The sequence below is a fragment of the Dactylosporangium sp. CA-139114 genome, assembly GCF_050955725.1.
GTDB lineage: Bacteria > Actinomycetota > Actinomycetes > Mycobacteriales > Micromonosporaceae > Dactylosporangium.
Genome location: NZ_CP192080.1, coordinates 4,591,234 through 4,607,115, shown reverse-complemented (window position 1 = coordinate 4,607,115; position 15,882 = coordinate 4,591,234). Strand labels below are relative to the sequence as shown.

The window sequence follows — 15,882 nt, the reverse complement described above, 5'->3', positions numbered from 1 at the left end:
CGCCGCCGCGCTCACGCTCACCGCCGGCGGACTCACCACTTCTGCCAACCTCAGGACCAGACAGCCGCTGCCATGACACCCGACCCCGCCCCGACCCGCCCCACCCTCGATTACGGCGGAGAGATCCTGCAGCCCGCGACCGGCCCGACGGAGGGCTGCTACATCCAGGCGACCCCGGAAACCGTGCAGTGGGGTCGACTGCCCAACCGGTCGACGCCCCCGATCGCCCAGGTGCCGTCGGGATCGGTCGTCACCATCGACACGATCTCCCACGAAGGTCTGTTGGAAGACCAGGGCAGAAACCCGCTCGCGTACTTCGGGGCCTTCGGCGTGCCGCCGCAGAACGTCCTGCGTGACGCGGTCGCTGTCGCCGCGTGCAAGCCACACGACGGCCCCGGTCCGCACGTGGTCACCGGACCGCTGCATGTCACCGGCGCCGTGCCGGGGGACGTGCTCAAAATCGAGGTGCTGCGGCTGCGCCGGCGGGTGCCGTACGGCGTGATCTCCAACCGCCACCGCCTGGGCGCCCTCCCGGGTGAGTTGCCGGAGGAGTTCGCGCACGACCCGGCCTGTCACCCGTACTTCAACTCCGGTGGAAACATCTCGGTCTTCGCACCGGTACGACGGATGAATGGCAAGGAACGGGGCGTGCTGCCTGGCCCGGGCGGAGCGAGCTTCCCACTCGATCCGTTCCTGGGGATCATGGGCGTGGGGATCGACACCACCGCCGTGGTCAACTCGATCCCGCCCACCGTCGCCGGCGGCAACATGGACATCCGCGACCTGGGAGTGGGCGCCACGTTGTATCTGCCAGTGCAGTTGCCCGGCGCGAAGTTCTACGCTGGCGACCCGCACTTCGCTCAAGGCGACGGGGAGGTGGCGCTGACCGCACACGAGGCGTCTCTGCGCGCCACGCTGCGGGTCAGTGTCGTCAAACCTGGAGGCGACGCGCCGGCTGTAGCTTTCAGGTACCCGTTCGCGGAGACGCCCGAGTACTGGCTGCCGATCGGTCTGTCAGACCCGGACGGACCGGTGGGTGGCGAGTACACGAGCCTGGACCTGGCCATGAGGACCGCGGTGCGCAACGCGCTCACATTCCTGCACGAGGAGCTCGGCCTGGACGGGCCCGTCGCCTACGCCTACCTCAGCGCCGCGGCCAACTTCGCCGTCTCTCAGGTCGTCGACATCACCACCGGCATCCACGCCCGCATCCGCAAGGCCGACTTCGCCGACCGGTGACTCGTCGGCGACATCACAGCTGGGGGCTGTCACCGGCCTGGCGAGACCGATCCAACTCCGCCGACCACACATCGATGTCCGCCGGAGTCAGGCACACCTCCATGCCGATCTGGAGGTGTTCGAGGACCGGCTCGCCCGGCACGGCTGGACCGGCCCGCGCCACCGGTGGGACGGCCACCTCCTGGTTGTGATCGCCAGAACTGCGCTGCGGCGTCGAGTTGGTCGTCAACATGTGTGGACGTACGCTGCGCGCGATGCAGCCGATTGCATGGCGGGAACTCCGGGAAGCGGAGGTGGCACGGCGACGCATACGAGTTCGACCCTGACCACCTGGCCGAGCCGTTCCCGTTGCGCCGTTCAGACTGGCAGCTTGAGGACGAGCTCAGCGCCGACTATCCCGACTGGTTCACGTTTGCCCGGCAGGTCAACTACGACGCCGCGGTGAAGGCCTGGCGGCAACGGCACGATGATGTCGTGTTCGATCCCCGGCGAACCTACGGTGCGGTCCCGATCTGCGACGACGGCTGCGCGCTGCGCCAGTGGCTTGTCGTGACTGGTCCGGAACGCGGGAACATCTGGCTCGATCACCGCGCCGACGGTCGCGGCCTGACGCCAGCCTGGCTTCCCCATCACCGACGAGTCACCTTCCCCCAGTGGTACCACGACTGGCTCCAAACGCTTGAGGACCTCCCAGCCAGTCCTTGATCACGTTCGCGCTCATGCCGCCGATGGCGAGGGCGGCGCCACCCATGTCCGTTACGCCGGGCGAACCGATCCTTGCGCCGGGCTGGCGAGAGTGGCTGGCCGGAGCCAGCGAGGTTCAGTCGTCCGCCGGGAGGGTGGAGAAGCCTTCGGCCCACCGGTCCTCGTCGAGGGTGTACGCATCGATGAGAAAGCAATCCGGCTCGTCGCGGAAGCCCGGTAGCTCTCGGGCGCTGGTGATGCGTGCCTGGGCCTTCTGCTCGGTGGAGTAGGCGCCGAGGATCTTCAGATCGTCCCCGTCCTCCTCGTCCCAGATCAGTTCGCCATGCTCGTCACGATGTTCACTGGGCCGACCGTCGAGGAACGGCGCATGCCTGATGTGCCACAGCAGGTAGACGATCACCGGTTGACGGTATCGCCGGCGTAATCATCGCAGTTTGCGCGCCCCAGCTGCCGGTGCACGGATTTGCCGCACATTGCGTGCTGACGCCCTGTCCGATCCGCTACAAGTCGGTCTCTCGGGATTCGATCCGCCAGCGCCGCAGCTCCTCCAGCGACGGGGGCGGCCCGGCGGGCCAGCGCGACGCCAGCTGCGCGCATTGTGCGATCAGCTGGTCACGGCTGAGCCCCTCGCCGTAGAGCGAGGCCTCGAACGTCATGGCATGTCGGCCGCGATTGGCGTGTTTTCGGACGCCGACATGGACGCCGCACTCAGGCGCCCTTGGTGCTGCCGTCTTCGAACGGGCAACGGCACGCGTGATGCGGGGACCAGATACCAGCGGCGACCGCAGGACGACAGCATCCTGATCTGACTCGCTGATCGGCGAGGCATGAACACTTCCGGCATCAACTATGTCGTTACATCATGCCACTGCGGCGTGCTGGCGTAACACCCTCTGGGCCAGGATGCCGCCGAGGGGTTGCATTGCTTTTCGGACTGACCCCGAGCCGAGTGCCGGACCACCCGACGCTGCCGGCTTGTTCGCAAAGCACCGTTGGACGTACATCTGCCGTGATCGTGAGCATGAGATCGTGGTGACATGGTTTCGAGGCGCTGGCTAACACAAGATCACGAGCTCAAGCCGGGTGCCGTAATCTTCCGCAGCGACCGCCGCTTCTCGATGGAGGCGTACTCCGCGAGCCACGGCCAGTTGCTCCTACGCAGCAATCCGGCTGACGACGAGGACGACACAACTATCGACCTGTTGTTCAAGCCCGTCGAGGCCGTCAAGCTTCGGGACGGATACGCCGGACTGGTGGTCAGATGCGCGACCACGCTGGAGGCGAACGCGATCATCGGGTCAGCGCCTGGTGTGCGCGCCGATCGCGGCGACCGGGTGTTCATGCTGGAGAGTGAGGGCCGATCCGACTACGTGATCAGCATGGCGTTTGGCTGGCACGAAGGGATCCTGTCCCGGATCCAAGGCAGCTTCTTCAACACCGCGGACGCGCACCTGCCGCGGTGGCCAACGGGGGCGCTGGACGGGTTGAACCCGGGGTTCAACGTGGCGTCCGTCCAGGAACTCGTCGACGCGCTCGGCTCGGACCACGAACAGCCGACCCGCCGGCACCGGTATCGGTATGTCTTCGTCCTCATGGTTGACGTCGGCGACGACGTGCGACCGCACAAGTCGGGCTCAGGGGTGTTCTTGACTCAGCAGGACGCCGAAGCAGCACAGGCGATCCTCGCGCCGAAGGTCCCGTCCTGCTGGATCGAAATGCTGCCGGTTGTCATGTGACGCGGCTGAACGCCCGCGCTTTCCATCACCGGCCCCGTACGGAAGCCACGGATGCCCATTCGTGAATGAGGCATCCAGTCACATTGCGTACACGGATCCGCCGCATTCCGGGGGCACTCGGACCGAGTGCTGCGTCTTGGCCCGCTGACGGCAGCGGTTCGCTGTCGAGACCCGAGTGTCAACGAGGTGGCAATCGCCGGAGTGGTCAAAGCTTTGCGGATCTTGTCCGGTGCCATGGTCTGCGGTGCTTCTGGGATGATGCGGCTCGATGTACCGTGGCGTGGGGTTAGCGGCGCCATGGGAAAGTGCTGCGGGGGGTGGCGGATGCCTACGGAGAAGATGTTCCGCCCCGGGTTTGATGGAGACATCGAAACCTGGGAGATGATGCTGCTGTGCCGGCACCGAAGAAGTACGACGATGCGTTGCGTGAGCGGGCGACCCGGCTGGCGGTCGAGGCCCGTCGGGATCCGGTGTCCGCGGTCGGGGCGATCCGTCGGATCGCTGATCAGCTCGGGGTCCATCCGGAGGCGTTGCGCACCTGGGTGAAGAAGGCCGAGACCGATGCCGGGGACCGTCCGGGCACCACCAGCAGCGACGCGGAACGCCTCGCCGCTTTGGAGCGGGAGGTTCGTGAACTGCGGCGGGCGAACCAGATCCTGAAGTCCGCGGCGAGTTTCTTCGCGGCGGAGCTGGACCGTCCGTCGCGATGAAGGTCGGCTTCGTCGACTCCCAGAAGGAACAGCACGGTGTCCAGCCGGTCCTGCAGGCGCTTGAAGGCACGCCGGCACAGATCGCACCGTCGACCTACTACGCCGCCAAGACCCGCCCTGTCAGCGCCCGGTCCCGGCGCGACGAGGAGCTGACCGTGCTGATCAAGCAGATCCACGCAGAGAACTACGGCGTCTACGGCGCCCGCAAGATCTGGCACGAGCTGCACCGCCGTGGCGTCGAGGTGGCCCGGTGCACGGTCGAACGGCTGATGCACGACGCCGGGCTGCGCGGGCTGCTGCGCGACAAAGCACCGCGCACAACCCGCCCGGCCGCCGAAACTGACCGGCCTCGTGACCTGGTCAACCGCGTCTTCACCGCAGCGCATCCGAACCAGCTGTGGGTCGCGGACCTGACCTACGTCCGCACCAGCATCGGCTGGGTCTACGCCGCGTTCGTCCTGGACGTGTACTCTCGCATGATCGTCGGCTGGCAGGTCGCCACCAGCCTCTATACCGACCTGGCGTTGGACGCGCTGAAAATGGCGATCTGGCGCCGCCAACATCAAGGCGCTGACCTGCATGAACTTGTCCATCACTCCGACCGCGGCGTGCAATATCGCGCGATTCGCTACAGCCAGCGGCTCGCCGAGGCCGGCGCCGTCGCCTCGGTCGGCTCGAAAGGCGACTCCTACGACAACGCCATGGCCGAGGCGTTCAACTCGCTGTACAAGGCCGAACTCGTGCGCAACAAGGGTCCGTGGCGCGGGCTCGACGACCTGGAGATGGCCACCGTCGAGTACATCGACTGGTATAACAACCGACGGCTTCATGGCGGGCTCGGCCACGTCCCGCCCGCCGAGTACGAGGCACTACATGCGATGACCCAGCCGGTCACCGCACCCCTGAAAACCAGCTAACCAACTGTCCATCAAACCCGGGGCTTGACAAGATGTGGGTCGACTGGAAGGACGGGGCGCATCTGTCCCGATCGGCGACGAAGATCGGTTCATTCAGCCCACTGACCCGTGACGGCACCACGAACAACCTGGGTCACGTTACTCTCCGCCCAATCGACAGGGACGAGAACGTCCTGCGCGAGCTTGTTGTCGAGGTTGCTGTCGCGGTCGCTGCCGCGGTGACGCTGAAAGCCATGGTACGGCTGCCGTATCGGCCGGGTCCGCCGTGGGTTCGGCCGCAGTAGCGGCTGGCTCCGCGGTGGCGTCGGCCGGCTCGGCTGTCGGGTCAACCGCGTCATCAGCGTGGAACAGGCTGACTCGCAAAAAGGCCAAGCCGGTCGTCGACGTCGAGTCGCACACCGCGGAGGAAGCCGCACCAGCAGACGCCGCACTGGTGGAAGCCGTGCCGGTGGAGGCCGGTGTGGTGGTGGAAGTTGCGCCTGTGGATGCGTCGCATGATGTGGCTGCCGCTATCGAGGCGTACAGGGCTGGTATGAGCCGGGCGGAAGCGCGGCAGCGCATCGTCGCGGCGCTGGCGGCCCGGCTGTTCAGCGAGCAGCAGATCGCGATCGTGCGCAATGCGCGGATAGAAGACGGTGGCGATACACCGGAGCTGGACAGCGCCACTCTGGCATCGATGCAGAAGCAGATCGGCGAGAGCGTCCAGCTGATCCTGGAGACCGCCCCCGCTTTGCTCGGCGAAGGCGCGATGACGGACCTACGGAAGATCTTCGGCCCTGCGCGCACCGAAGTAGACGGGCAACCCGAACGACGCATATGAAGCGTCTCGGCCCCGTCATCAGGAGGACGCCGGTTCGAATCCGGTCGGCTTCGCCGCCTCGAGCCGCATGGGGGTGCTGTGGGCGACTCGCGCCGCGTCCGGCAGTACACGGTGCCCGCGTGGATGATCGACGAGTGCGCGGCGGCGCGGGAGCGGGGCGACTGGCGGGCCGGCTGCGCGGCGGCGCGGGTCACGGTCGGGTTCGCCGACGCCGGGCCGGTCGCCGATCTGCTCGCCGGGTTCGCGCCCGAGCTGGTGCGCCGGCACCTGCCGCGATCGCAAGCCGGGTCGGGTGCCCTGGCCGGCGGCGGGCGGTACGTCCTCGCGCCCGACGGGCCGGTCACCCCCGGCACGATGGTGCTCGAGCTGCGGACCTCGCGGTGGACGACGGGCTCGCAGCGGCTCACCCTGGACGCGGTGCGGGCCGGGGCGCTGGGCGAGGGGCGGGTCGTGCCGCTGCCGCCGTACCTGTGGGACGCCCGCCGAGCCGAGGAGCTACGGGCCGTGTCGGCCGCGGCGGACGACGGCGCCTGGACGCTGGAGGCGTGGACCGCGGCCGGGTGGGCGCTGGACGGCGTGCGGGACTCCTCCTGGTCGCGCGCTGGGCTGGACCTGCTGCTGCGCGTCGACCCGGGGCTCGCGGCGTGGGAGCTGCGGCGCGTCGCCGAGCAGTTCGGGCACCGGTCGTGGCCGGCGGCTACACCCCGATGTGCGAGGTCCTGGCCCACGAGGCCCCGTACGATCTGGTGGTAGCCCTGAACGAGGCCGGCGCGATCCCCCACCTCACGAACGGAGGCGAGTCGTGATCACGGACCCGGTGCTCGTGCGCATCGGCGAGGCCGTGGCGCTGCACCACGGCCAGGGGCAGCCCGACGCCGCCCGCCGGATGTTCGCGCAGATCTGGGCCGAGATAGGCGGCGAGCAGGGCGACGCGCTGCACGTCAGCGTGCTCGCGCACTCAATGGCGGACGTGCAGGACGACGTCCGCGAGGAGCTGCTCTGGGATCGGCGGGCCCTGGCGGCGGCCGACCGGCTCACCGACGACCGGGCGGCCCGGGCGGGCGTGACCCTGTCGGTGGCGGGGCTGTATCCGTCGCTGCACCTCAACCTGGCCGACTGTTACCGGCGGCTGGGCGACCTCGACCGGGCCCGCTCACATCTGCGGCGGGCGCAGGACACGATCGGCGCGCTCGGCAACGACGACTACGGGCGCCTGATCAGGGACGGCCTGGAGCTGCTGGAGCAGCAACTGGCCCCCTGAGACGGCCGGAGCGCCGCGCAACGGCGCGGCGCTCCGGTGGTGCCCAAGCTCGTTGCGAGGATCGCGTCAGAGACCGCGGACGTTCTCCGCCTGGGGGCCCTTCTGGCCCTGGGTCACCTCGTACTCCACCTTCTGGCCTTCCGTCAGCTCACGGTAACCAGTGCTGGCGATGGCGGAGTAGTGGACGAACACGTCCGCACCGCCGTCGTCCTGCTGGATGAAGCCGAAGCCCTTTTCGGAGTTGAACCACTTGACAGTACCGCTAGCCACACTTTCCTCCTGTTTGCGGTGGCCGGTCCCCTGCCCATCGTCGGCAGTGAACAACCGTCCCCGCGGTCAATCATACCCGCTCCCGCCCCGATCCCGCGCACCCCGGGTACCCGTGGGCCCGGGAACGCTCGGCGCGGTCGCACCGCGGGAAGCCGCCGCCGCCGGGGCTGTACCGCTTCCAGCAGGCCATTGGCCCATCCGACCGGCGGCTGGTCGCCGACCGCGGACACGTCCGGGCGGCCGACCCCGAACGTGAACATCGGCATGCCCGGCGGGCTCGTCCCGCGCGGTGGCGCGGGCCGCGGTGCCGTGGCCGGCCGGAGCGCTGGTGCAACGATCGTTGCGTCAAGAGCCTACGGTCGTTGCATGGGCGAGGAGCCGTTTCTGCTGATCTCGGTCTCCACCGCCGGCGGGCCGCCCGGGCTCCGGGTCACCGTGTGGCGGACCCTGCGCGCGCTCGGCGGTCGCTACCCGCAGCAATCGGTGTGCCTGCTGCCGGCCCGCGGGGAGGTCGTCCGGCCCGCCCACCGGCTGCTGGCCCAGGTGCGGGCGAAGGGCGGCACCGGCCAGGCCATCACCGTCACCGTCCCGGACCCGCGGGAGCGCGCCGAGCTCGTCGCACGGTTCAACGCCGAGCGCGAGGCCGGATACGCCCGGGGCCGCGTGACCTACGCGGAGGTCGAGGAGTCCGAGGCCGACCTCGGCCGGTTGCGGGCCCGGATGGCCAAGATCACGGCGCGCGACGACTTCGGCGCCGCCGGGCACGCGGCCGCACAGGCCCGGATCGAGCGCTGCGCGGCCGCGCTCGGCGAGTTCGAGGCGGCCGCCGTGGCCGCCTCGTGAGCGGGGGCGCCGGGATGCCGTGGTGGCTGCAGACCCTGGTCGGCCTGGCGATCGCCCTCGCGGTGGCCTGGCTCGCGCTGGTCGTCGTGCTGCTCGTGGCCAAGCCCGACAAGGTGCGCCTGCGCGAGGCGCTGCGCCTGCTGCCCGACCTGCTGCGGCTGCTGCGACGCCTGGCCGCCGACCCGGGCCTGCCGCGCGGGGTGCGCGTCCGGCTCGGGCTGCTGCTGGTGTACCTCGCCGTCCCGGTCGACCTGATACCGGACTTCATCCCGGTGCTCGGCTACGCCGACGACGCCATCATCGTCGTCGCCGTGCTGCGCTCCACCGTCCGCCGGGCCGGCCTCGATGCGGTGCGCGCCCACTGGTCCGGCACCGACGACGGCTTCGCCGCGGTGTGCCGCCTCGCGGGCCTGCGCGACACCCCCGGGCGGGCGTCCGGCGGCGGCTGAATGCGGCATCCGCCGATGACGGTCGCGAGCTCGCGGCCGGTGCCGGTCCGGCGGGCCACGGACCGCTCGCGCTCGCACGGTTACACGCGGGCGGTGCGGGCATGGGACACCGGGAACGTGAAGGGAGCACACGATGCGCCGGGACAGTGAACGGGATGCGGCGATCGCGGTCATCCCGCTGCGCAACGCCACGGGGTGGCGACTCGTGCACCGCACGCCGACGGGCGCCGACGTCCTGGCGAGCAGCACCGCGAACAGCACCGAGACCATGCGACGAGGGCTACGGCGGCTGGGCGACGGTGACGGTACCCTCGCCATGACCGAAACCGTCGACCACCACTGGCAGTGGACGCTCGCGGACATCGGCGGCGCGCCGATCGCCTCCCCGCCGATCTACCGCGACCCGGGCAGCTGCCGCCGCGCCTACCTCGACGCGCGCCGGGCCGCCCACGCCGCCGCCGAGCACGCCGCGGCCGACCGGGCCGGCCGCTGACGCCGATGCCGTCGGCCATCGAGGACTACGCGCTGATCGGCGACCTGCACACCGCCGCGCTGGCCGGGCGGGACGGTTCCATCGACTGGTTGTGCCTGCCCCGCTTCGACGCGCCCGCGTGCTTCGCCGCGCTGCTCGGCGACGAACGGCACGGGCGGTGGCGCATCGTCCCGGCCGCACACGGTGCCGCGACCCGGCGCTCCTACGCGGGTGACAGCCTGGTGCTGCACACCGAGTGGGACACCGCCGAGGGTACGGTCCGGGCCCTCACGTACGCGCCGACCGGCGGGATCGTCGCCGCCGCGACCACCTCGCTGCCCGAGGAGCCCGGCGGGAGGCTCCGGGCGATCGCCGGCGACCCCGCGGACCTGCAGACCATGTACGGCCGCGACGGCACCCGCCGGATCCCGGAGTCCACTGTGGACTGGCTGCCGGGCTACCGCGGCGGCTCCCCGGTCCGCATCGGCAACGCGGCCGCGAGGCAGCGCCAGCTCGACGTGTGGGGCGAGGTGCTCGACGGCCTGCACGTCACCCGCGAGTCCGGGATCGTCGCGACGGACACGGCCTGGGACCGCCGGCGGGACCTCCTGGAGCACCTCGAGGGCCACTGGCGGGAGCCGGACAGCAGCCTGTGGGAGGTCCGGGGCGAGGAGCAGCAGTACGTGCACTCGAAGGTGATGGCCTGGGCCGGCTTCGACCGCGCGGTCCGGACCGTGCAGCGGCTCGGGCTGCCGGGCCCGGTGGACGCGTGGCGGCGGACCCGGGCCGCGATCCACGCGGAGGTGTGCGAGCGCGGCTTCGACTCCGAGCGCAACACGTTCACCCAGTGCTACGGCTCGGCCCGGCTGGACGCCGCCCTGCAGCTCATCCCGCGGATCGGCTTCCTGCCCTACGACGACCCCCGGGTGATCGGCACCATCGACGCCGTCCAGCGCGAGCTGAGCCGCGACGGGCTGCTGATGCGCTACCGCGACGGCCGCGAGGGCGCCTTCGTCGCCTGCTCCTTCTGGCTCGTCGAGGCGCTCAACGGCATCGGCCGCGACCAGGAGGCTCACGAGCTGCTCGAGCGGCTGCTGGCGCTGCGCAACGACGTGGGGATGCTGGCCGAGGAGTGCGACCCGGCCAGCGGGCGGCACCTCGGCAACACGCCGCAGGCGTTCAGCCTCGTCGGTCTCGTCAACGCGGCACGGTGTCTGCCGGGAGCCCGAACAGGCCGAAGACCGCCGGGTCGGCGAAGGTGACGTTGTGCCGGATCAGCCCGTCACGCACGGCGAACACCTGCACCGAGTGGGCCCGGACGCCGCCGGTGGCCGGGTCGGGGGCGTAGGTCGCGAGTGCCGGGCCGCCGTTGGCCGCCACGACACGCAGGCGCCAGCCGGGCCCGCGCATGGCGAAGACGCGCTCCATGAACGCGCCGTAGTGGGCGTGTCCCACGAGCCACAGCGGCACCGGGGGCATCTCCAGGATCACGTCGTCGGCGAGCAGCCTGGTCAGGCCGGGCACGTCGGCCGCCTCGAACGCCGCCAGGTACCGCTCGATCAGGGCCCGCTCCCCCGGGTCGGCCGGGTCGCGGAGCTCCTCGAGCGCCGGCCCGGCGGCGTGCAGCGCGGCCCGGGCCCGCTGCAGGCCGCTGTTCACGGCGGCGACGGTGGTGCCGAGCGCCTCGGCGACCTCGGCGGCCGTCAGCTCGAGCACCTCGCGCAGCAGCAGGATCGCGCGCTGCCGGGCGGACAGCAGCTGCAGCGCCGCGACGAAGGCGAGCCGGAGCCCGCAGCGCCGCTCGGCCGCCGCGGCGGGATCGTCCGGGAACGGCTGGAGCCACGCGATGTCAAGATCGGGCTTCAGCGGTACCAGCGGATCGTCCCCGGCCGGCCCGAGCCCGCTCGGCAGCGGTCGCCGGGCCCGCCCCTCCAGCGCGGTGAGGCAGGCGTTCGTGGCGATGCGGTGCAGCCAGGTGCGCCGCGACGAGCGCGCCGGGTCGTAGCGCTCCGCCGCCCGCCAGGCCCGCAGCAGCGTCTCCTGCACCAGGTCCTCGGCCTCGTGGTAGGAGCCGAGCATCCGGTAGCAGTGCGCCAGCAGGTCACCACGGAACGCCTCGAAATCCTCCACACGCCGCAGCGTACTGAGCGATGAGTCCGGCCGTCGCCGCCGGTATGTGTTCGTGAGTGCGGCCGGACGGGTCGCCACCGGGCAAGGGAGTTCACGATGGGTGACGTCATCGTCATACAGTTCGTCACGCTCGACGGCGTGGTGTCCGACCCCGACGGGCGGGGCGGGACCGGCTACGGCGGGTGGGCGTTCCGCTTCGGCACGGGGCCGGTGACCGACGACAAGTTCCGGCTGGGCGAGGTGATGCGCACCGGCGTGCAGCTGTACGGCCGCAAGACCTGGGAGGCGTTCGCACAGCTGTGGCCGGGGCGCGACAGCGACTACGCCAAGCTCATGAACGCCGTGCCGAAGCGGGTCGCCACGCGGGGCGCCATCGACGCGGCGGCCTGGCCGAACTCGGAGGCGCTCGTCGGCGACCCGGTCGCGTGGGTGCGGTCCGAACGCGAGCGGCGCGACGTCGTCGTGATCGGCAGCCTGAGTCTCGTGCACGCGCTCGCGGCGGCCGGCCTCGTCGAGGAGTACCGGCTCATCACCTTCCCGGTGGTGACCGGCGAGGGTGACCGGCTCTTCGCGGACGGTGTGCCCGCGGAACTCCGGTTCACCCTCGCCGAGCCCATCGGCGAGGCCGTGCTGACCGTCCTGCGCCGCAATCTTTAAGGGAACCTTACAATTTCGTATCCATCTATTGACAGGCGCGCGTGAGCTGGGAGATGTTGCGATCCATGCCCCGCATTCGCCGCTCCGGTGCCGCCGCCCTGGTCATCGCCGGCGCCCTCGCCCTCGTGCCGGTGCTGACCAGTGCCGGCACCGCCGACGCCGGTGCCACCACGCTCGGTGGCGCCGACCCCAGCGTCATCAAGGTCAACGGACTCTACGTCGCGGCCAAGTCGGTCGACGGCGGCGTGGCGATCCGCACGGCCACCTCCCTCGCCGCGATCGCCTCCGCGCCGAAGAAGCAGGTGTGGAAGGACACCGGCCTCGGCGAGGTGTGGGCGCCCGAGATCGTCTACCAGGACGGGCGCTACCACGTCTACTTCTCGGCCGGGACCGGCGCCGCGCACCGGATGTACCACATCGACTCGGCCAGCCCCGACTCCGGCTACACCGCCGCCGTGAAGGTCGCGCTGCCCAACGACAAGTGGGCCATCGACGGCGTGCCGTTCACGTTCCAGGGCCAGCGCTGGTTCGTGTGGTCCGGCTGGGCGGGCGACACGAACGTCGAGCAGAACCTGTACATCGCGCGGATGGCCGACGCGACCACGGCCACCGGCGCCCGGTACGTCATCTCCCAGCCGCGCGAGTCGTGGGAGCGCACGGTCGGCAACCCCTACATCAACGAGGCCCCCGAGCCGATCCTCGACCCCAAGGGCCAGCTGCACATCGTGTACTCCGCGAACGGCAGCTGGAGCAGCAAGTACTGCCTGGCCGACCTGCGCCTGCGGGCGGGCGGCGACCCGACGTACGTGTGGGACTGGTACAAGAGCAACGGCTGCCTCTTCGGGTCGTACGCGCCCAACATGATGTCCGGGTGGGACCCGACGCTGTACGTCGACGGCCCCGGCCACCACTCGTTCGTCCTCGAACGGGGTGACATCGCGACGAGCCCGCCGTCGGGCAACCGCTTCCCGACCATGTACCACGCGGTCGCCAAGGGCACGCCTTACTCCTGGTCGGCGCGCTACTGGTACACCGGCACGGCGGTGTGGTGGGGCAGCGTGACGTACCGCCGGGCCAACGTCCCCGGCGCGACCACCGACACCGGCTTCGGCCTCAAGTTCTTCGAGTAGCCGACGCGTTGCGCCCGAGCGTTCCCGGCCCGGCGCGCGGTGCGGGCGGATCACGTCGCGATGTGCAGGTCCGTCCACGTGCCGGTGGTCGTGCTCCGCCAGGCGTCGAGCAGTTCGCGGGCCCGGTCCGGCGGGGCGGCGATGAGGCACCGCTGCTCGCCGCCGAATGTTCGGGCCTCCTGCGCGACCGAGCCTTCGCTGCAGCACTTGCACAGAATGTAGCCGTTGCGCAGCGGTTCGAAGCCGAAGCCGTTCGCGTCGAGCAGGTCGGACAGCTCCTCGAGGACCGCCGGTTCCGCGGTCACGGTCGCGGCCAGGGTCGGCAGGTCGGACGGCTCGAACAGCATCAGCTCGTCGAACACCCGATACGTCCGGTCGCCGACCACCCGATCGCCCTTCGGCTCACCGTCGTGGACGACGATCTCGCCGTAGCGCCGGGAGGTGTCGAACGGCACGTTGATCACCCGGGCCCGGGTCGGGCACAGCCGCTGGACCCAGACGACCTCGGAACCCTCGGCGGTGGTGAGCCGCACGCACGCGCGGCCGAAGTCGCCCACGATCGGGCCGTCGCCGGGCGGCAGCTCGATGCCGAACGACGACCAGGCGTCGCGGGCCGTCGCCCAGTCGCGCTGGATCGTCGCGGCGATGCCGAGATTCCAGAATGCCGGGTCCTGCGCGCCGCGCGGGGCGTGGGCCGCGGCCTGGATGCCGAGCCGGTACGCCTGCGCCCAGTTGCGGCGGAACTTGTACGCCAGCGCGGCGTCGTACCACCAGTCGCCGACCCGCGGGTCCTCCGGCGCCTGGAGGGCGAGCCGCTCGTACAGCGCCGCCGAGCGCTCCCAGTCCTGCGCCGACCACGCGTCCCGCGCCTCGCGGACAAGCTCGTCCATCACCGTTTCCCTCCGACCGGACGGCGAGCGTACCTCAGGCACCCGCAGCCATGATCAGATGCCGCAACGACGCGACCGGCCAGGCCCCGATCGCCTCCGATCGCGTCATCACCGGCGGTCCTCCAGGTATGCGGTCCAGACCTTCTTCGGCACGGTCATGATCCAGGCGTTGACGACGAGCTCGTCGAGCTCCTCCGCGTCGAGGGCGGCCAGCCGCGCGCAGGCCCAGTTGAAGCGCAGGTCCGGCGGCGGCGGGAGGAGGAACTTGTCCGGCTCGGCCTCGACCAGCGCGTCCCGGCCGTCCTTCGGGTAGCCGAAGCCCACGGTCGCCTCGTCGCGGGAGAGCGCCGCGAAGACGATCTGCCCGACGCGCCACTTGATCCGGTCCCGCACGACGACCTCGTAGGCGCGCGGGAGCGTCCTGGTGATCGCGCGGATGTCGTCGACCCCGGCCATGTCTGCAGCCTATCTACGTGCCGGCCCGGCGCCGGCGCAGGTGCTCGCGCTCGGTCTCGTTGGTCGCCAGCGCGATGGCCTGGTCGTAGGCCTCCGCGGCTTCCGTGTCCCGTCCGAGGCGGGCCAGCAGCTCGGCGCGGGCGGCGGGCAGCCGGTGGTACCCCGGCAGGTCGACGTCCTCGAGCACGGCGAGGGCCACCGCCGGTCCGTGCACCTCGGCGACCGCGACCGCACGGTTCAGCGCGACGATCGGGGTGGGGGTGAGGGTGTACAGCTGGTCGTAGAGGGCCAGGACCTGCGCCCAGTCGGTGGCGTCGCCGTCGGTGTGGACCGCGTTGATCGCCGCCTGGATCTGGAACGGGCCGGGCCGGTTGCGCCGCAGGCACCGGCGGACCAGGTCGTGGCCCTCGGCGATGAGGGCACGGTCCCACCGCGTCCGGTCCTGCGCGGCGAGCAGCACCGGCTCGCCGCCCGGGCCGAGGCGGGCGGGGCGGCGCGCCTCGGTGAGCAGCAGCAGGGCGAGCAGGCCGAGGACCTCGGGCTCGTCGGGCATCAGCGCGGCGAGCTCGCGGGCGAGCCGGATCGCCTCGGCGCACAGGTCGGTGCGGATCAGCGGACCGGCGGTGGCCGCGTACCCCTCGTTGAACATCAGGTACAGCACGGTGAGCACGGGCGGCAGCCGGTCCGGCAGCTCGTGCGCGGCGGGGACCCGGTAGGGGATGCCGGCGTCGCGGATCTTCTTCTTGGCGCGCACGATCCGCTGGGCGACGGTCGCCTCCGGGACGAGGTACGCGCGGGCGATCTCGGCCGTCTCGAGGCCGCCGAGCAGCCGGAGGGTGAGGGCGGCCCGCGCGTCGGGCGCGAGGGCCGGGTGACAGCAGGTGAAGATGAGGCGCAGCTGGTCGTCCCGCACGGGTCCCACCTCCTCGGGCTCGTCCTGGTGGTGCAGCAGCAGGGCCTCGGCGTGCCGGGCCTCGCGGGTCGACTCGCGGCGGAGCCGGTCGATGGCCCGGTTCCGCGCGGTGGTCACGATCCAGGCGCCCGGGTTCGGCGGGGGCTCCTGCCATTTGCGCACCGCCGTGGCGAAGGCGTCCTGGACCGCTTCCTCGGCGAGGTTGATGTCGCCGAGGAAGCGGGTCAGGGTGGCGACGCAGCGGCCGTACTCCGCGCGGTAGATCTCCGCCAGGTCCACGCGGG

General features: G+C 71.1%; 22 protein-coding genes. 14 read left to right on the top strand and 8 right to left on the bottom strand.

The features are described from left to right. The first annotated feature begins 72 nt into the window (after window positions 1-72). Window positions 73-1,239 carry an acetamidase/formamidase family protein gene (locus ACQP2P_RS20810; RefSeq protein ID WP_433618328.1) on the top strand — a complete coding sequence of 389 codons (1,167 nt, stop codon included), beginning with the start codon at window positions 73-75 and terminating at the stop codon, window positions 1,237-1,239. 13 nt (window positions 1,240-1,252) lie between these two features. Here the strand turns inward: ACQP2P_RS20810 and ACQP2P_RS20805 are convergent, their stop codons facing one another. After that, window positions 1,253-1,471, bottom strand: a complete 219-nt coding sequence (locus ACQP2P_RS20805) for a hypothetical protein (protein ID WP_433618326.1) — start codon at window positions 1,469-1,471, stop codon at window positions 1,253-1,255. A 116-nt stretch (window positions 1,472-1,587) separates the two neighbouring features. Here ACQP2P_RS20805 and ACQP2P_RS20800 point away from each other — a divergent pair, with 116 nt between their 5' ends. Then, entirely contained in the window at window positions 1,588-1,944 is a 357-nt protein-coding gene (locus ACQP2P_RS20800) for a hypothetical protein (RefSeq protein WP_433618324.1), read from the top strand. A 115-nt stretch (window positions 1,945-2,059) separates the two neighbouring features. Here ACQP2P_RS20800 and ACQP2P_RS20795 read toward each other — a convergent pair whose 3' ends face one another. Both ACQP2P_RS20795 and ACQP2P_RS20790 read right to left on the bottom strand, forming a co-directional pair. Then, window positions 2,060-2,344: a DUF7336 domain-containing protein gene (locus ACQP2P_RS20795; RefSeq protein ID WP_433618322.1), complete on the bottom strand. Its 285-nt coding sequence runs from the start codon at window positions 2,342-2,344 to the stop codon at window positions 2,060-2,062. A 100-nt stretch (window positions 2,345-2,444) separates the two neighbouring features. Continuing rightward, entirely contained in the window at window positions 2,445-2,600 is a 156-nt protein-coding gene (locus tag ACQP2P_RS20790) for a hypothetical protein (RefSeq protein ID WP_433618321.1), read from the bottom strand. A gap of 381 nt (window positions 2,601-2,981) precedes the next feature. On the opposite strand from ACQP2P_RS20790, the gene ACQP2P_RS20785 reads away from it, so the two are divergent. From ACQP2P_RS20785 to ACQP2P_RS20760, 6 genes are all read left to right on the top strand, one after another. Continuing rightward, window positions 2,982-3,680: a hypothetical protein gene (locus ACQP2P_RS20785; protein ID WP_433618319.1), complete on the top strand. Its 699-nt coding sequence runs from the start codon at window positions 2,982-2,984 to the stop codon at window positions 3,678-3,680. Between the two features lie 392 nt (window positions 3,681-4,072). Next, window positions 4,073-5,307, top strand: a protein-coding gene (locus ACQP2P_RS20780; protein ID WP_433604076.1) for an IS3 family transposase whose coding sequence is annotated in 2 segments (ribosomal slippage) — window positions 4,073-4,352 and window positions 4,352-5,307 — 1,236 coding nt in all. Because the reading frame shifts where the segments join, the coding sequence is not laid out codon by codon here. Window positions 5,308-5,339: 32 nt separating this feature from the next. After that, window positions 5,340-5,591 carry a hypothetical protein gene (locus tag ACQP2P_RS20775; RefSeq protein ID WP_433618317.1) on the top strand — a complete coding sequence of 84 codons (252 nt, stop codon included), beginning with the start codon at window positions 5,340-5,342 and terminating at the stop codon, window positions 5,589-5,591. A 14-nt stretch (window positions 5,592-5,605) separates the two neighbouring features. After that, a complete protein-coding gene (locus tag ACQP2P_RS20770) occupies window positions 5,606-6,127 on the top strand; it encodes a hypothetical protein (protein WP_433618315.1) in 522 nt (173 codons plus the stop codon). Window positions 6,128-6,205: 78 nt separating this feature from the next. Continuing rightward, window positions 6,206-6,880, top strand: a complete 675-nt coding sequence (locus ACQP2P_RS20765; RefSeq protein WP_433618313.1) for a hypothetical protein — start codon at window positions 6,206-6,208, stop codon at window positions 6,878-6,880. A gap of 49 nt (window positions 6,881-6,929) precedes the next feature. Continuing rightward, a complete protein-coding gene (locus ACQP2P_RS20760; RefSeq protein WP_433618311.1) occupies window positions 6,930-7,388 on the top strand; it encodes a hypothetical protein in 459 nt (152 codons plus the stop codon). A 66-nt stretch (window positions 7,389-7,454) separates the two neighbouring features. On the opposite strand, the gene ACQP2P_RS20755 is transcribed toward ACQP2P_RS20760, so the two are convergent. Continuing rightward, on the bottom strand, window positions 7,455-7,658 hold the full coding sequence (locus ACQP2P_RS20755) for a cold-shock protein (RefSeq protein ID WP_350621643.1): 204 nt from the start codon (window positions 7,656-7,658) through the stop codon (window positions 7,455-7,457). Window positions 7,659-8,024: 366 nt separating this feature from the next. On the opposite strand from ACQP2P_RS20755, the gene ACQP2P_RS20750 reads away from it, so the two are divergent. The 4 genes from ACQP2P_RS20750 (at window position 8,025) to ACQP2P_RS20735 (ending at window position 10,684) form a co-directional block, all read left to right on the top strand. After that, entirely contained in the window at window positions 8,025-8,501 is a 477-nt protein-coding gene (locus tag ACQP2P_RS20750) for a Chromate resistance protein ChrB (RefSeq protein ID WP_433618309.1), read from the top strand. Next, window positions 8,498-8,950, top strand: a complete 453-nt coding sequence (locus tag ACQP2P_RS20745) for a YkvA family protein (RefSeq protein WP_433618307.1) — start codon at window positions 8,498-8,500, stop codon at window positions 8,948-8,950. Before ACQP2P_RS20750 ends, ACQP2P_RS20745 begins: the two co-directional genes overlap by 4 nt. A 133-nt stretch (window positions 8,951-9,083) precedes the next feature. Then, a complete protein-coding gene (locus ACQP2P_RS20740) occupies window positions 9,084-9,443 on the top strand; it encodes a hypothetical protein (protein WP_433618305.1) in 360 nt (119 codons plus the stop codon). A 5-nt stretch (window positions 9,444-9,448) separates the two neighbouring features. Continuing rightward, complete coding sequence (locus ACQP2P_RS20735) at window positions 9,449-10,684, top strand: glycoside hydrolase family 15 protein (protein WP_433618303.1); 1,236 nt, start codon at window positions 9,449-9,451, stop codon at window positions 10,682-10,684. Here the strand turns inward: ACQP2P_RS20735 and ACQP2P_RS20730 are convergent. Continuing rightward, window positions 10,620-11,552, bottom strand: coding sequence for a sigma-70 family RNA polymerase sigma factor (locus ACQP2P_RS20730; protein ID WP_433618302.1), 933 nt, complete (start codon window positions 11,550-11,552; stop codon window positions 10,620-10,622). The two genes, ACQP2P_RS20735 and ACQP2P_RS20730, sit on opposite strands and share 65 nt — an antisense overlap. Window positions 11,553-11,648: 96 nt before the next feature. Here ACQP2P_RS20730 and ACQP2P_RS20725 point away from each other — a divergent pair, with 96 nt between their 5' ends. Together ACQP2P_RS20725 and ACQP2P_RS20720 are read left to right on the top strand one after the other, a co-directional pair. After that, window positions 11,649-12,209: a dihydrofolate reductase family protein gene (locus tag ACQP2P_RS20725; protein WP_433618300.1), complete on the top strand. Its 561-nt coding sequence runs from the start codon at window positions 11,649-11,651 to the stop codon at window positions 12,207-12,209. A gap of 65 nt (window positions 12,210-12,274) precedes the next feature. Beyond that, a complete protein-coding gene (locus ACQP2P_RS20720) occupies window positions 12,275-13,339 on the top strand; it encodes a glycoside hydrolase family 43 protein (RefSeq protein WP_433618297.1) in 1,065 nt (354 codons plus the stop codon). Window positions 13,340-13,389: 50 nt separating this feature from the next. On the opposite strand, the gene ACQP2P_RS20715 is transcribed toward ACQP2P_RS20720, so the two are convergent. The 3 genes from ACQP2P_RS20715 to ACQP2P_RS20705 all read right to left on the bottom strand — a co-directional run bounded on the left by ACQP2P_RS20715 (window position 13,390) and on the right by ACQP2P_RS20705 (window position 15,877). Then, complete coding sequence (locus ACQP2P_RS20715; protein WP_433618295.1) at window positions 13,390-14,229, bottom strand: tetratricopeptide repeat protein; 840 nt, start codon at window positions 14,227-14,229, stop codon at window positions 13,390-13,392. 108 nt (window positions 14,230-14,337) lie between these two features. Next, window positions 14,338-14,685, bottom strand: coding sequence for an MmcQ/YjbR family DNA-binding protein (locus ACQP2P_RS20710; RefSeq protein ID WP_433618293.1), 348 nt, complete (start codon window positions 14,683-14,685; stop codon window positions 14,338-14,340). 13 nt (window positions 14,686-14,698) lie between these two features. Beyond that, window positions 14,699-15,877 (bottom strand): RNA polymerase sigma factor, encoded by a 1,179-nt coding sequence (locus tag ACQP2P_RS20705; RefSeq protein WP_433618292.1) that lies wholly within the window; start codon window positions 15,875-15,877, stop codon window positions 14,699-14,701. Window positions 15,878-15,882 lie beyond the last annotated feature (5 nt).

What these genes read in the sequence shown, in the direction of transcription:
- ACQP2P_RS20810 (WP_433618328.1), top strand. Translation starts at nt 73, where the DNA reads ATGACACCCGACCCCGCCCCGACCCGCCCCACCCTCGATTACGGCGGA.
- ACQP2P_RS20805 (WP_433618326.1), bottom strand. Translation starts at nt 1,471, where the DNA reads ATGTTGACGACCAACTCGACGCCGCAGCGCAGTTCTGGCGATCACAAC.
- ACQP2P_RS20790 (WP_433618321.1), bottom strand. Translation starts at nt 2,600, where the DNA reads ATGACGTTCGAGGCCTCGCTCTACGGCGAGGGGCTCAGCCGTGACCAG.
- ACQP2P_RS20785 (WP_433618319.1), top strand. Translation starts at nt 2,982, where the DNA reads ATGGTTTCGAGGCGCTGGCTAACACAAGATCACGAGCTCAAGCCGGGT.
- ACQP2P_RS20775 (WP_433618317.1), top strand. Translation starts at nt 5,340, where the DNA reads ATGTGGGTCGACTGGAAGGACGGGGCGCATCTGTCCCGATCGGCGACG.
- ACQP2P_RS20750 (WP_433618309.1), top strand. Translation starts at nt 8,025, where the DNA reads ATGGGCGAGGAGCCGTTTCTGCTGATCTCGGTCTCCACCGCCGGCGGG.
- ACQP2P_RS20740 (WP_433618305.1), top strand. Translation starts at nt 9,084, where the DNA reads ATGCGCCGGGACAGTGAACGGGATGCGGCGATCGCGGTCATCCCGCTG.
- ACQP2P_RS20735 (WP_433618303.1), top strand. Translation starts at nt 9,449, where the DNA reads ATGCCGTCGGCCATCGAGGACTACGCGCTGATCGGCGACCTGCACACC.
- ACQP2P_RS20725 (WP_433618300.1), top strand. Translation starts at nt 11,649, where the DNA reads ATGGGTGACGTCATCGTCATACAGTTCGTCACGCTCGACGGCGTGGTG.
- ACQP2P_RS20720 (WP_433618297.1), top strand. Translation starts at nt 12,275, where the DNA reads ATGCCCCGCATTCGCCGCTCCGGTGCCGCCGCCCTGGTCATCGCCGGC.
- ACQP2P_RS20715 (WP_433618295.1), bottom strand. Translation starts at nt 14,229, where the DNA reads ATGGACGAGCTTGTCCGCGAGGCGCGGGACGCGTGGTCGGCGCAGGAC.
- ACQP2P_RS20710 (WP_433618293.1), bottom strand. Translation starts at nt 14,685, where the DNA reads ATGGCCGGGGTCGACGACATCCGCGCGATCACCAGGACGCTCCCGCGC.